The following is a 13842-nucleotide window of genomic DNA, read 5'->3' as shown; positions in this document are numbered from 1 at the left end:
TGTCACTATTAGCCGTTAACTATGTCCAGTACTCCTTTTATTTGTCTTACCCATTTGTCTCCTCCTAGTGAGCTACTCTCGTGGCTCAATGTCGCAGGCTCTCTCACGGCGGTGTTGGAAGTGAAAGCAGGGCAGCCCTTGCGCGTGGAGCGTAGCTTTGAGGGCTACCGATTGCTGTCATTGGCACAAAAAAAACAATTGAATGTCACAGGTGCCATGCTGAATCGTCCCATGCTAGCATGGGTGCGTGAAGCGCAACTGTATGGCAATGACACGCGCCCGTGGGTGGCCGCGCAAAGTATCTTTCCGTTACCCAGTCTCAAAGGTCACGCCCGCCGTCTACAGCAGCTCAAAGGCACACCCATCGGTTATGTGTTATTTAAACGCAGCCGGACTTTGCCCAATCAGCGTTTTATCCAGCAGACAAGTGAGGGCTGGCAACGGCAAACACGTTATGATTGGTATGGTCGCCAGCTGCTGATCAGCGAAACTTTCTTGCCAGCATTTGTCGCTACTGACAGTTAAATATCCGTTAAGTAGCCAGTCAATAGATAAATATTGCTACTAATCTGCTGACCAACAACAGGCTAGGAGCAATATGATAGCGGTAAACCATTTATTTTATTGGCTATTTATCTACGTTATATCACCATTTAATTCACTCAGCTTACAGTGAGGTTTTTTTGCGCTCACCGCACAAATTTTCATGTTACACTTAATGTTTAGCGATGATTTTGATGCCAGCGCGTATCGAGTTTATTGCCGAATTGGACAAGTTAATGACAGGCCTATTGCCTCTGCTTACTCCTACTTATCTTTGCTAATAGACTCAATTCACAATAATGGTCATACCATAAAACTGAGCGTAAAAGTACCGCTGGTACTTTGAGCGACGTTGACACAGTAATTGTTTTATTGTGGGCAGCCTATAAGCTTCTTTTCAACGACATTTTTCAATGACAGTCACTACCTAGGACATCACTATGTTTAAAGATATTTCTATCAAAGATTTTGATCCAGTACTTGCTGAAGCGATGGCTGCAGAAAGCGTTCGTCAAGAAAACCATATCGAATTGATTGCGTCTGAAAACTACTGCTCGCAAGCAGTGATGGAAGCGCAAGGCACAGATCTAACCAACAAATACGCTGAAGGCTATCCTGGCAAGCGTTATTATGGTGGTTGTGAGCATGTAGACGTTGTAGAGCAATTGGCGATTGATCGTGCAAAAGAGTTGTTCGGTGCTGAGTACGTCAACGTCCAGCCACATTCTGGTAGCCAAGCAAACTCTGCCGTATTTTTAGCGTTACTTGAAGCAAATGACACCGTACTAGGCATGAGCTTAGACGCAGGTGGTCACTTGACTCACGGCGCACACATTAACTTTTCAGGTCTGAACTACAATGCTGTACAGTACGGCTTGGTCGAAGGCACTGGTCTTATCGATTATGACCAAGTTGAAAGTTTGGCAAAAGAGCATAAGCCTAAAATGATTATTGCTGGTTTTTCAGCGTATTCACAGGTAGTCGATTGGGCGCGTTTCCGTGAAATCGCTGATGAAGTTGGTGCTTATTTGCTAGTAGATATGGCGCACGTTGCTGGTCTAGTTGCTGGTGGTGTTTATCCAAACCCAGTACCGTTCGCTGATGTGGTTACAACGACTACGCACAAAACCCTACGTGGCCCACGTTCAGGCATGATTTTGGCGCGTGATGAAGTACTTGCTAAAAAGCTCAATTCTGCCGTATTCCCAGGTAACCAAGGCGGTCCGTTGATGCATGTCATCGCGGCAAAAGCGGTTTGCTTTAAAGAAGCGTTAGAAGATAACTTTTCTACTTATCAGCAGCAAGTGGTTAAAAACGCTAAAGCGATGGCAAAAGTGGTTCAAGACCGCGGCTATGAAATCATCTCTGGCGGTACTGAAAACCATCTCATGCTGATCAGCCTAGTTAAGCAAGAAATGACGGGTAAAGAGGCGGACAAATGGCTTGGCGATGCGCATATTACTGTGAATAAAAACGCCGTACCAAATGATCCAAAATCTCCGTTCGTGACGTCTGGTATCCGTATCGGTACGCCAGCAATCACTACTCGCGGCTTCAACGAAGCGCAAGCGGGTGATTTGGCAGGTTGGATTTGTGATGTACTAGATAGTCGCGGTGATGAAGCCGTCGCTACTGAAGTACGCGGTAAAGTAGAAGCGATTTGCAAAGAGCTACCAGTTTACGAAAAAAATCAGTAAGTCTTAACTGACTCTTTTTGAGAGCTGTATAACAAAAACCGCTTAGCGTTTGCTAGGCGGTTTTTATTTTTTTAATAAAAGGATAATTTGATGATGCTACGAATTCATGCTCTTTACCATGTTGATTTTGAAGAGCTCAGCCATATCAAGCAGTGGGCAGATAATCGAGGCCATAGTATTACGGTCACACGTTTTTATAAAAATGAACCATTACCCGCGCAAGACAGTTTTGATTGGTTAGTCGTTATGGGTGGACCAATGAGCATTCATGATGAAAGTGACTTTCAGTGGTTAGCTGATGAAAAATCTTTCATTCAGCAAAGTATTAATGACGGAAAAACCGTGATTGGTGTTTGCTTGGGTGCACAACTGATTGCAGATAGCTTGGGGGCGAAAGTTGCGCCATCAGGCATAAAAGAGGTTGGCTGGCTGCCCATTCAATTGACCGAACAGGGGCTTGCGCATCCGCTGCTAGCAGATTTGCCAAAGAATGAATTCACTGTATTTCATTGGCATGGCGATGGTTTTGAGTGTCCCAAAGGCGCGATGCCAATTGCAACGTCACATACTTGGGCCAATCAAGGTTTTGTTTATCAAACATCAAAGCATAAAGAATTAGGTACGTGGGTGCTTGGTTGGCAATGTCATTTTGAAGTGACTAACAAGAGTATGGTAGATATGGTGTCACATGGACAGACGTATATACAAGAAGCGATGATTGATCATCCTGACTCTGTGCAAGCGGCTGATGAGATCCTAGCACTAGGGGACACGTATATTGCAGATAACAATGCATGGCTCTCGACCATGCTAGATAATTCAGTGAAACGCGATTAATAATCTGTAGCAGGTGAAAATTCAGTATAAAGAAAAGCGCTAAAATGACAGATGAGCAAACCAGTCAAGACTGTGGGTTTTACTTATCTTACTTACATAATAATACTCGCTATTGATTACTTAACCTGCGACCTATCTTTTATACAATCTCATTGAACTGAAGAAAGAACCATTTAGCTTCTGCTAGGTGGTTTTTATTTTTAATAACAGATAAGGGGAGTACGATGCCTATTTCTACATCTATGTCATTTTGTTTTTGTAGTGTTCGTGAGGAAAATTTAGCAAGTATGCTAAATGGTAGTATTACACTTGATGAGCTAAGAGAAAATCGTGACAACCAATACTTGGATGTGAAACAAGCATCTTTTGAACACTATACGGAAGAATTGATTGAGCTGTTGGGAGAAGGACATTACGCCTTGTGCGATCTGTTATTTTTGGCAGACAACACGCCTCTGCATGAGCAGCATGACGGGCTATTATATGATGTGGCCGTCGCGCCTAAGATTGTCAAAGCGTTTGCCGCGACAGACTTAAAAAAATTGGTACACGACATCGGTTACCACGAAGCAGAGAGCCAAGAAGGTTTGAATACGTTTCTTGAGAATTTAAATCATGTTCATAAGTTATTTGAGTTTGCAGAAGAGAACAAGCTCAATGTGGTTGGGTTTATGCTTTAATATATATAAATTTGCTTTAAGTATTTGTTACTTGAAGTATTTTAAAACTTGAGCGTCTTAGTTTGATGTGAAAAACCGCTTAGCTGAATGGCTAGGCGGTTTTTTTGTGTCGTAGAAAATAGTAGCTAATCCTTCTTCAACGCATGACTGTCTTCTAATATGCCCATAAATCTCTCATATAACCAAGGCTCAGCATCATCGATGGCTTGGTTATATATTTTAGAGCCGATCAAGTCCACCATAAAATCGAATAAGAACTTGGCAGGCAAATTACCGATATCCAAATCAAACTCTTCGCTCATATAATCTCTCAAATTATCTAACAGCGCTTCTTCCTCTTCCTTCGATAACTTGATAAGTTTGTCTTTACTCATATCATTCTCTCAATACTAGGTAATGATCTAGCTTAGTTCAATCATACCTTTATAGGAAGGTTGAATAACCAATAAAAAAGGCTGGGTTACGATAGCGTAGCCCAGCCTTATTCAGGTTAATTCGACTTTATTGCTTATAAAATTACATAAACGGCAGTTTAGTAAATATCTGCAAGATCGTCGCGTTGACGATATCGACAAAGAATGCACCAACCATTGGCACAATCAAAAATGCCTTAGGTGAAGGCAGATAGCGATCCGTGACCGCCTGCATATTGGCAATCGCCGTTGGTGTCGCACCCATACCGAAACCACAATGTCCAGCTGACAAGACCGCTGCATCATAGTCTTTACCCATCACCTTAAAGGTTATGAAATAGACATAAACGACCATAATGACCGTCTGTACCAATAAGATAATCAACACAGGCCCTGCCAAATCAGTCAGCTGCCATAGCTTCAATGACAGCAGCGCCATGGCTAAGAACAGACTCAAAGAAGCGTTACCAAATACGTCGATAGAGCGATCAAACATATCAAAATTAAAGATAGTGGTTAAGACATTACGAATAATCACACCACCTGCCAACGCCCAAACGAAGGTAGGTAGCTCAAACCACGTGCCTTGCGCAACAAGCGTCATGACATCGGCGAAAGCCAACGCTGCGGCAAACAATGCCAATGTCTCAATAGTAGAAGAGGCGGTGATAAAGCGCATGCTGTCAGGTCTTTCGAAAATTTCTTTATTGCTACTCGCTGAATCTTCGTCATGTTTGGTGCTATAAAGCGACTGCGCACCAGCGACTTTTTCGATGTCACTAGGATTGGGATTGGCAGGTGTTGGTTTTAACCCCAGCTTTTGAATCAGGCGACGGGCCACAGGACCGCCAATGATACCACCAGCGACTAAGCCATAGGTGGCAACGGCGATACCAAGCGTCGTTGCACCGACCACACCGTAATCTTGCTCCAAGGTGATACCCCAAGCGCCTGCCGTACCGTGACCACCAGTCAGGGCGATAGAACCTGTCACTAATCCAAGCAGTGGATCAAGTCCCAACGCGCTTGCCATGGCCACACCAACGACATCTTGCAAGACGATAAAAACGGACACAACGATGGTAAAAATCAACAATGGCGTACCACCAGCTTTGAGTCTACTAAAATCAGCACTCAAACCAATAGAGGCAAAAAACATCAGCATGGTAGCCGTCTGTAACCCTTGATGAAAGTTAAAACTATATCCCCAAATGATATTTAGAATATAGACCACTATTGCCGCGACCAAACCACCAGCAACAGGCTCTGGAATGTTAAAATCTTCTAAGAATTTAATTTTCTTGACCAAAAAGCGCCCAAGCAGCAGCACTAGAGTGGCTAGTATCAGCGTGTAATAGCCGTTTAGGGTAATTTCCATATATTAATCCTTTCTATAAAAATAAATTAACCTGAATTCGGGATAAATATGGTTTTATCTCGAATTCAGGTTTGTGTGGTGATAGGCGACTAGGCATCATCCACGGACGGCATAATAACCCATAATTGCGGCTTGCCAAAATCTCTGTAGGCATCTTCGATGATGCTTTTGAAAACATTAAAATCTTCGGTGTTTATTTTTTTCACCGCTGTTAGATCCAGCATCAGGTGAGTCACTTCGCTGTCCGTTAAACAGTCCCATGCGCTATCCCAGTTATGTGAAAAATAGCTGGGAAAATCACAGGCATTGGCTAAGTTTGTTAATAATGTGGTTTTATTGAGTATCTCGTCTACCGGTATGTTAACAGTCTGAGCGGGCATGCTAGCATTTAGTGCTGTAGTTTTTTGGTTAATATCTTGGTCAAAACCCAGATTAATATAGTGGATGGCTTTACTCATATTATTTTACGTCCAGTCTGCGAAAGCTATCATAGTGATCAACGGTTAAGTAATACACAGTCGGCGGATGACCACCTGTGACGATACGCCGTGCACCGCGATGTGACACGCCAGGGGTCGGCACGGTATATTCGCGGTAGTAGCCTTGTGACTGCGTGGGCAATCTGCCCTCACGATTATAAAATGTCGTGCCATCTTTATGAGGATAAGGAAATGGCCCGCCTCGTTGAATAAGGGCAATGGTATTGTCTGTCTGAGCATCGCCCGTGACGCCGCTTGTCTTTGCTGGCTGGCTCTCGGATGAGGTTTGTGATACCGTCGTTGGGTCAATACTATCGGTCAAAAACCCAGACGACAAATCACCAAAAAAATAAACAGCAACGGCAATCAGGGCAATCACACTAAATAGGGTAGATCCTAAGCTTCTCTTGTTTCGGCTGCCAGTATTTGAATAGTGATTGGTTATATTTGAGTCTGGAGTGGCTAAAATACTCAATTCGTCGGAAGTGACTTCAGTGGCCCGTAGTTGGTTTTTATCATTACGCTCACTATTAAAATAGACGCTTTGACCAACGGTTATCGGCTGTGATAATCGCACTTTACTCACATGAAAAAACACGTCTTCACTTTGGTTGTCTACATCGATAAAGCCATAGCCTTTATCTGAATTCCAGTGCTTGATTTTACCACTCTGCATAAGCCCACTTTCCTATCGCCTGTTTTATTATCGTGCCGCATGATTTCTACCATACATATGGTTCTGATGCCGCATATATAACATATTTGACACTACTAAAAAACGCCAGCAACTGAGCTGGCGTTTTTTTGTGGATTATACGTTAAATGAGAGAGTGGATGATAGGCTAAGCGACAAGACGTTAGGCGCGAGTCTCACCATGACCATACACGATCCATTTTTGTGAGGTGAGACCTTCAAGTCCTACTGGACCACGAGCGTGGATTTTATCGGTCGAGATGCCAATCTCGGCACCCAATCCATACTCAAAGCCATCAGCAAAACGGCTAGAGGCGTTAATCATGACGCTCGCCGAGTCGACTTCACGGATGAAACGTTGCGACTTGGTATAATTGTCGGTGATGATAACGTCGGTATGATGGCTGCCATGAGTGTTGATATGTTCAATGGCTTCGTCAATACCTGACAAAACTTTTACCGCTAAGATAGGCGCTAAATATTCGGTATCCCAATCCTCAGCAGTGGCCGCAGACAGATGTCCAGCAAGCTTAGCATTGTCATTTAAGATGGCTTGCGACTTGTCATCAAGGCGCAATTGCATCGCATCATCAGCGGCGATGATGGCTTCGGCAATCTTAGGTAATAGCTCACCCGCAACTGATTCGTCGATCAATAGCGTCTCCATGGTATTACACGTACCGTAGCGATGGGTTTTTGCATTGACGCTGACCTTGATGGCGATTTCGGCATTCGCATCACTATCGATAAAGGTATGGCAGTTGCCATCTAAATGCTTGATGACAGGAACGCGAGCATCGCGGCTGATACGCTCAATCAATCCTTTGCCACCGCGTGGGACGATGACATCGACATAATCTGTCATGGTAATCAGCTCGCCGACAGCAGCACGATCCGTCGTTTGTAGTACTTGCACACTGTGCTCAGACAGCCCGACTTTTTGTAGTCCTTCCAAGATACACTTGGCAATCGCTTGATTGGATTCAAACGCTTCAGAGCCGCCGCGCAAGATAATAGCGTTGCCTGATTTTAGCGCCAATGAAGCCGCTTCTAAGGTCACGTTAGGGCGCGACTCATAAATCATGCCGACCACGCCGAGCGGCACCCGCATTTTACCCAAATGAATCCCTGATGGCTGATAGGTCATGTCAGTGACTTCGCCGATAGGGTCTGGTAATGAGGCGACATCTTTTAACCCTTGGAGCATGCCGTCAAAGCGGGCATCATTTAGCTCTAAGCGATCCAGTAAGGCTGCCTCTAAATCGTTGCTCTGTCCATTATCCATATCGATTTTATTGGCGGCCAAAATATCTGATTTGGCCTCTTTTAACACATCATGAATCGCCATTAATGCTGAGTTTTTGTCACCAGTGTTTGCCGCAGCCAGCACACGAGAAGCCGCTCGTGCTTGCTTGCCGACAGCTTGCATATAGGCAGTAACGTCTGTGGTATTCGATTGACTCATAAATTATTTCCCTTATGTTATAAATGTTTTAAGCAAATGAAAGCGCCCAAAAAGGCGAAAATGTGGCAAAAAGATGATTTTGATACCTGTCAGGTATTATGCTATTTAACATAGAGGAGATTGAGGCGATAGTAAAGATGATTTTGTGAACAGTGCCTGCTTTACATAGCGTTTATGAGCATTGTCGTCGCGTCATTTTACTGACTTTACCATTACTGAGTCCTTGCCATTTCATGATACAAGCACCGTTTTAGAGAAAGCAAAAACACAAGCTTTCGGTTACGTGGTTTTAACAGAACTGTGTTGTAACTACTAAGGTAGCTAGCATTAATCATACGTATAGTAGAGCTTAACGGTGCATCAAAAAGCAATTAAAGGGCAGACATTCATGTACGAATGGTTGCTCGTCAAATACAATTCAATAAATGAAATAATGATGGAGAATAAAAATGGCTATTAGAAATGACAGTATCGACAACACCACGCGTAAAAGCTTACTGACAGTTGGTTTGGTTGCCGCGGCATTGACATTGGGCGCTTGCAGTAAGAAAGAGGAAGCCCCTATGGAAACTGCTCCAGCCGTTGATGCACAAACAGCAGTAGAGGATGAAGCTACTGGTGTTGCGACAGCAGGTGATGGCGATGATATTGCAGTTGCTAGCGCCGATGATGGCATGGCAGTGGATAATAATGATGATGTGGCGGTGGCAACAGCAGATGACGCCGAAGTGCTGGATGGTACTGAGAGCGAAGAACATGTCTCGACGTATTAAATCGCTACTTTGATTAACTGATTATTATTAGTTGATGATATAAGCGAATAAAACTAGATAATCAGATAAAACTACGCCCAGTACACGAAAGTGATAAAATAAGGCTCAGCGCTGTAAATACAGTCTGGGCTTTTTTATATTAGGGCGTGTCTTCAATTCACTCAATAGTCATCTAAATGGGCTAAAAATGGATAAATATTGCCAAACATCGTCAAATAGCTTGTTAATATCCCGATATTATCTACGCTATTTTTCTTGTTTGACGGCAATTTATCTCATTTTTATCTCCATTTTTGAAATGAAGACACGCCCTAGCTATTTAGTGGCTTATTAATATTTATTTACCACTGATTCAGCGTTGATTGAGCATCTGGTTCAATACAGGATTTGCCTTTTTGCTGTGTAATAAGAGACAATGTGACATTTTTTCTATTTGTGTCACGAATCATTGCCTTATCACAATAATGCTATGATTGATGCTGATACTATTTATGCTGCCTATGCCGCTATTTTTTATTCATTTTTATTCGTGTTTTCACTCATATTTATTGGAAGTCTGCTGAACCATGCTTGATATTGCAAAAGATCCGACTCGGCCTATCGCCTTAGATTTACAAGACGTCCATAAAAGCTATGGCTCATTGGCAGTTCTAAAAGGAGTGTCCCTTACCGCATATGACGGTGATGTCATCTCTATTTTGGGCTCATCAGGCTCAGGTAAATCTACCTTGCTGCGCTGCATTAATTTGCTCGAAAAACCCAATCAAGGTCGTATTATTATCGGTAATGATGAGCTGATGCTTAAGCCTGCCAAGTCAGGTGAGCTGCAAGCGGTCGATATCAAGCAATTGGAAAACTTGCGCGCGCGCGTGGGTTTTGTCTTCCAAAACTTTAACTTGTGGCCGCACAAAACGATTTTGCAAAACATCATCGAAGGACCAACGCAGGTTTTAAAGATTAAAAAAGATCAAGCCATTAGCGATGCTGAAAAACTGCTCGATAAAGTCGGTTTGCTTGATAAAAAAGACGCCTATCCAGCGAATTTATCTGGTGGTCAGCGTCAGCGTGTGGCAATTGCCCGTGCGCTTGCCATGCAGCCACAGGTGCTACTATTCGATGAGCCAACCTCAGCCTTAGATCCTGAGCTGGTCAATGAAGTGCTCGCCGTCATGCGTGAGTTGGCAGAAGAGGGGCGTACTATGCTTATCGTCACCCATGAGATGCGTTTTGCGAGAGAAGTATCAAGCAAAGTGGTGTTCTTGCATCAAGGCGTGATTGAAGAGATTGGCACGCCCGAGCAAGTTTTTGATAATCCTACCTCTGAGCGTGTCAAAGACTTTATGGCATCGCATCGTCAGAACTAGCCTCGTATTTAGTATCCGTTTTATATGCAAAAATGGGGTGGTAATATTCTTACCACCCTATCGTCATTTTATTTTAAGCATAAAATTACTGCTTAGTAAGCAGCGTTGACCGTTTATTACTCGTTAATAACAGTCGGTATGTAAAACGTTTGTTTTTGATATTTTACTCAGGTATTATCAAAAGGTTTACAGGTGGTCGATAATGACGGCTGCTTGTGTATTCTGCTATCTATATTGCTTGTCTGGCAGGGACGTCAGAGAACAAAATATCAGAACCCTACATTAAAAACCCATCAGAATTTAAGGAATGTATGATGTCGAATTCTCGCCTATTGTGGTCATCGATGACCGTTACCGCCGCATTGATGCTGAGCGCCTGTAGTCAACCGGCTAATGAAACTACTGATAGCAACACTGACGCCACTGCAGCAGAAACGGCTGGCAAGACCATTCGTATCGCGACTGAAGGTGCTTACCCTCCTTTTAACTACACCAATGCTGATGGCAGCTTGGCAGGCTACGATATTGACGTTGCCAATGCCTTATGTAAACAGATGCAAGCCAAATGTGAAATCGTCGCTCAAGATTGGGATGGTATTATTCCGGGTCTTTTAGCACAAAAATATGATGCAGTGATTGCGGGTATGTCTATTACACCTGAGCGTCAAGAAAAAGTCGACTTTACCGAGCCTTACTTTGCCAATACGATGGTTTGGCTGACCGATACCAAAGGCAGTTTTGATCCTATGGCGATCAAAAACTTGACACTTGGTGGTCAACGTTCAACCACGCCTGGCGCTTATTTACAAGATAACTATGAAGGCAAAGACGGCAATACTGTGCAGTTGTATGACAATTATGACAATGCTTATCTGGATCTAAAGTCTGGTCGTAGCGATGCAGTATTGGCGGAAAAAGTCTCTGCCAAATCATGGTTGGCAGACAACCCTGAAGGCTTTGGTATCGTTGGTGACGAAATTGACAATGACGACAATATTGCCATTGCTGTTCGTAAAGGTGACGCACTCAGAGACGACTTTAATAAAGCACTCAGCGAAATCCGTAGTAACGGTGAGCTGGCACGTCTTGAGCAAGCGAACTTTGGTCAATAATCTTCTGATTGAAAAATGAAGGAATAGCAAACATGACAATATCAATGACATCATCATTAAAAACTAAGGTGCTTTGGCTTGCGCCATTAAGTGCCGCGATGCTTATGCTGGCTGGTTGTAATAATAGCACCACGCCAGAAGATGGTGCGGCAGCTGACACCACAGCCGATGCACCTATGAACATAAAAATTGCCACCGAATCAAGCTATAAGCCGTTCAGTTATACCGATGCTGATGGCAAGTTAATTGGTTATGAGATTGAGCTGGTCGACGCTCTGTGTGCACAAATGAAAGCGAAATGTGAAGTCATCTCACAAGATTGGGATGGTCTCATTCCTGGTCTAAATGCCCAAAAATTCGATGCAATTATCGCAGGTATGTCGATCACGCCTGAGCGTAAAGAAGTGGTTGAATTCACTGACCCGTACTTTCACACTGGCATTATCTTGATTGGTAAAAAAGGTGATGACATTCGCGTCGATGCATTAAAAGGTCAGCCCATTGCCTCACAGCGCTCAACCGTCGCTTCACAGTACTTGCAGGATGAACATGCAGATGCTGATATCAAGCTTTATGATACCCAAGACAATGCGTATCTGGATCTGACTTCAGGTCGCGTACGGGCAATGATGTCCGATAAAGTCACTGGCATCGATTGGCTAAAAACGGATGCTGGCAAAGACTATGAAGTGAAAGGACAAGAAATCAGCACCGACGAAGATGCCATGGGTATCGCGCTTCGTAAAGGCGATCCATTGGTCGCTAAGTTCAATAAAGCGTTGGCTGAATTAAAAGAAAACGGTACTTATGACCAAATCACAGGCAGCTATTTTGGCACCAGCTCTACTGCTGCTGCGCAAAAAGCCGTGGCAACCACCGACGTAAAAGAAGTGATGGTGGTTGAAGGTGATGATGCTGTTGAAGTGAAAGAAGAATCAGCTGAAGCGGCGACTAACTAATATCATAGCTCATCTCTGTGCTCGGCTGATATGGCTGTCACGTATGGCGATATTCACTCATAGAGATGAGTGTTATTTTACTCACAAACCCCAAGGATGATCATGAATAACCATTTTGACCAACACTGTGCAATCGCGAACGCATCCGTTATCAATGGCATCAAGGCGCGACGTTTTTCAGCGCCCTTGCTTGCGATGGCGGCGCTTTTAACCTTAGCAGGATGTAGCAATGGTCAAAATGATGCAAATGATGATGTCAGCCCAGACGCCGCTGAGACCGCAGCGACGGGTGATGTGTTACGTATTGGTACCGAAGGCGCTTATGCTCCCTTTAATTATACCAATGCGGATGGCACCCTTGGTGGTTTTGATGTTGATATTGCCAACGCTATCTGTGCCGATATGAAGGTAACATGTGAAATCACGGCGCAAGATTGGGACGGTATTATCCCCGGTCTAAAAGCGGGTAAGTATGATGCGATTGTGGCCGCTATGTCGGTGACGCCTGAGCGTGAGCAACAAGTCAGCTTTACGGAGCCGTACTTTAGCAATACTTTGGTGTTTTTGGCCAAAAAAGACAGCAGCTTTGATCCTAGCAATAGCGATGATATCAATGCGCACTCTATTGCCGCTCAGCGCTCGACCATTTCTTCGCAGTGGTTAGAAAAGGTTTATCCGAATGCTGACATGAAGCTTTATGACACGCTCAGTAATGCGTTTTTGGATTTGGGTTCGAATCGTGTCGATGCGATGGTGTCTGATAAGCTGCCAGCGCTAGAATGGCTTGGCTCCACCTCAGGCAGTCAGTATGCGCTCAAAGGTCAAGAGATTGACATCAATGATAATTTTGCCATCGCGGTGCGTCCAGGCGATGCATTGCAAGCAAAAATTAATAAGTCATTGGTCAATATTAAAGCGGATGGCACTTACGATAAAATCAATCAAAAATATTTTGCGATTCCAGCATCAAGCTCGACGGTCACTACTGAGCCGACAGAAAAACCTGCTGAATAAGTCTTAAAATATGTTTAGCACTGTTGCATCGTAACCGTGAGAATGGTGATTTTTAATAGGTTAATTTGAATTCCATTTCATAGGAAGGGTATTGCTTCAATAGCGATATCCTTTTTTTGTTTTTTATAAAAAATAGTTTGGTCTTGTGATATTGACTGTTCGGTTTGTAAAAATATGACTAATCTAATGCATTTTTAAGAAGATAAGCGTCTATTTAAGCACTGCTTTTACGTGTGAGTATTAACATAGCTGGCAGCGAATATGATAAAATCAGCGCTCATTTCTACTGTGTCAATTTCCGCCGCAATAATCGTATTGATTTGACGTCCATCTATGACGCAAAGCACCAAGGTCTATTTGGTATAAAATACGCTTATCAGCAGCGCTCAGCGATTGATGCTGATTCTTTTAACTCATATTTTGCAAATTGCTAA

Annotated in this window: 15 protein-coding genes; 10 read left to right on the top strand and 5 right to left on the bottom strand. The window is 43.5% G+C overall.

The window, feature by feature from the left end; all coding sequences use genetic code 11:
- The first annotated feature begins 21 nt into the window (after positions 1-21).
- The 4 genes from JMX82_RS05795 to JMX82_RS05780 all read left to right on the top strand — a co-directional run bounded on the left by JMX82_RS05795 (position 22) and on the right by JMX82_RS05780 (position 3757).
- Positions 22-525: a chorismate--pyruvate lyase family protein gene (locus JMX82_RS05795; protein WP_201539826.1), complete on the top strand. Its 504-nt coding sequence runs from the start codon at positions 22-24 to the stop codon at positions 523-525.
- A 458-nt stretch (positions 526-983) separates the two neighbouring features.
- On the top strand, positions 984-2240 hold the full coding sequence (gene glyA, locus JMX82_RS05790; protein WP_055123466.1) for a serine hydroxymethyltransferase: 1257 nt from the start codon (positions 984-986) through the stop codon (positions 2238-2240).
- A gap of 90 nt (positions 2241-2330) precedes the next feature.
- The gene (locus JMX82_RS05785; RefSeq protein ID WP_201539825.1) at positions 2331-3077 is read left to right on the top strand and encodes a type 1 glutamine amidotransferase; all 747 of its coding nucleotides are present in this window, start codon (positions 2331-2333) and stop codon (positions 3075-3077) included.
- 224 nt (positions 3078-3301) lie between these two features.
- A complete protein-coding gene (locus JMX82_RS05780) occupies positions 3302-3757 on the top strand; it encodes a hypothetical protein (RefSeq protein ID WP_201539824.1) in 456 nt (151 codons plus the stop codon).
- A 125-nt stretch (positions 3758-3882) separates the two neighbouring features.
- Here JMX82_RS05780 and JMX82_RS05775 read toward each other — a convergent pair whose 3' ends face one another.
- From JMX82_RS05775 to JMX82_RS05755, 5 genes are all read right to left on the bottom strand, one after another.
- On the bottom strand, positions 3883-4131 hold the full coding sequence (locus tag JMX82_RS05775; protein WP_055123463.1) for a DUF2164 domain-containing protein: 249 nt from the start codon (positions 4129-4131) through the stop codon (positions 3883-3885).
- A gap of 142 nt (positions 4132-4273) precedes the next feature.
- Positions 4274-5548: a sodium/glutamate symporter gene (gltS, locus tag JMX82_RS05770; RefSeq protein WP_045453577.1), complete on the bottom strand. Its 1275-nt coding sequence runs from the start codon at positions 5546-5548 to the stop codon at positions 4274-4276.
- Between the two features lie 89 nt (positions 5549-5637).
- Positions 5638-6006 (bottom strand): barstar family protein, encoded by a 369-nt coding sequence (locus JMX82_RS05765; RefSeq protein ID WP_045453580.1) that lies wholly within the window; start codon positions 6004-6006, stop codon positions 5638-5640.
- Position 6007: 1 nt separating this feature from the next.
- On the bottom strand, positions 6008-6703 hold the full coding sequence (locus JMX82_RS14350; protein ID WP_201539823.1) for a ribonuclease domain-containing protein: 696 nt from the start codon (positions 6701-6703) through the stop codon (positions 6008-6010).
- Positions 6704-6884: 181 nt separating this feature from the next.
- A complete protein-coding gene (locus tag JMX82_RS05755) occupies positions 6885-8186 on the bottom strand; it encodes a glutamate-5-semialdehyde dehydrogenase (protein ID WP_201539822.1) in 1302 nt (433 codons plus the stop codon).
- A 449-nt stretch (positions 8187-8635) separates the two neighbouring features.
- On the opposite strand from JMX82_RS05755, the gene JMX82_RS05750 reads away from it, so the two are divergent.
- The 6 genes from JMX82_RS05750 to JMX82_RS05725 all read left to right on the top strand — a co-directional run bounded on the left by JMX82_RS05750 (position 8636) and on the right by JMX82_RS05725 (position 13842).
- On the top strand, positions 8636-8959 hold the full coding sequence (locus JMX82_RS05750; protein ID WP_201539821.1) for a hypothetical protein: 324 nt from the start codon (positions 8636-8638) through the stop codon (positions 8957-8959).
- Between the two features lie 566 nt (positions 8960-9525).
- Positions 9526-10323, top strand: coding sequence for an ABC transporter ATP-binding protein (locus JMX82_RS05745; RefSeq protein ID WP_045443533.1), 798 nt, complete (start codon positions 9526-9528; stop codon positions 10321-10323).
- Between the two features lie 311 nt (positions 10324-10634).
- Positions 10635-11435 carry a transporter substrate-binding domain-containing protein gene (locus JMX82_RS05740; RefSeq protein ID WP_173936682.1) on the top strand — a complete coding sequence of 267 codons (801 nt, stop codon included), beginning with the start codon at positions 10635-10637 and terminating at the stop codon, positions 11433-11435.
- A gap of 32 nt (positions 11436-11467) precedes the next feature.
- Entirely contained in the window at positions 11468-12394 is a 927-nt protein-coding gene (locus JMX82_RS05735; RefSeq protein WP_201539820.1) for a transporter substrate-binding domain-containing protein, read from the top strand.
- 102 nt (positions 12395-12496) lie between these two features.
- Positions 12497-13408 (top strand): ABC transporter substrate-binding protein, encoded by a 912-nt coding sequence (locus JMX82_RS05730; protein ID WP_201539819.1) that lies wholly within the window; start codon positions 12497-12499, stop codon positions 13406-13408.
- A gap of 233 nt (positions 13409-13641) precedes the next feature.
- Entirely contained in the window at positions 13642-13842 is a 201-nt protein-coding gene (locus JMX82_RS05725) for a hypothetical protein (protein WP_045453591.1), read from the top strand.

Origin of the sequence: Psychrobacter sp. 1044 (assembly GCF_904846525.1) — a bacterium.
In the GTDB taxonomy this organism is placed as follows: domain Bacteria; phylum Pseudomonadota; class Gammaproteobacteria; order Pseudomonadales; family Moraxellaceae; genus Psychrobacter.
Note: the sequence above shows the minus strand (reverse complement) of the source record. Positions and strands in the feature narration are given on the sequence as shown.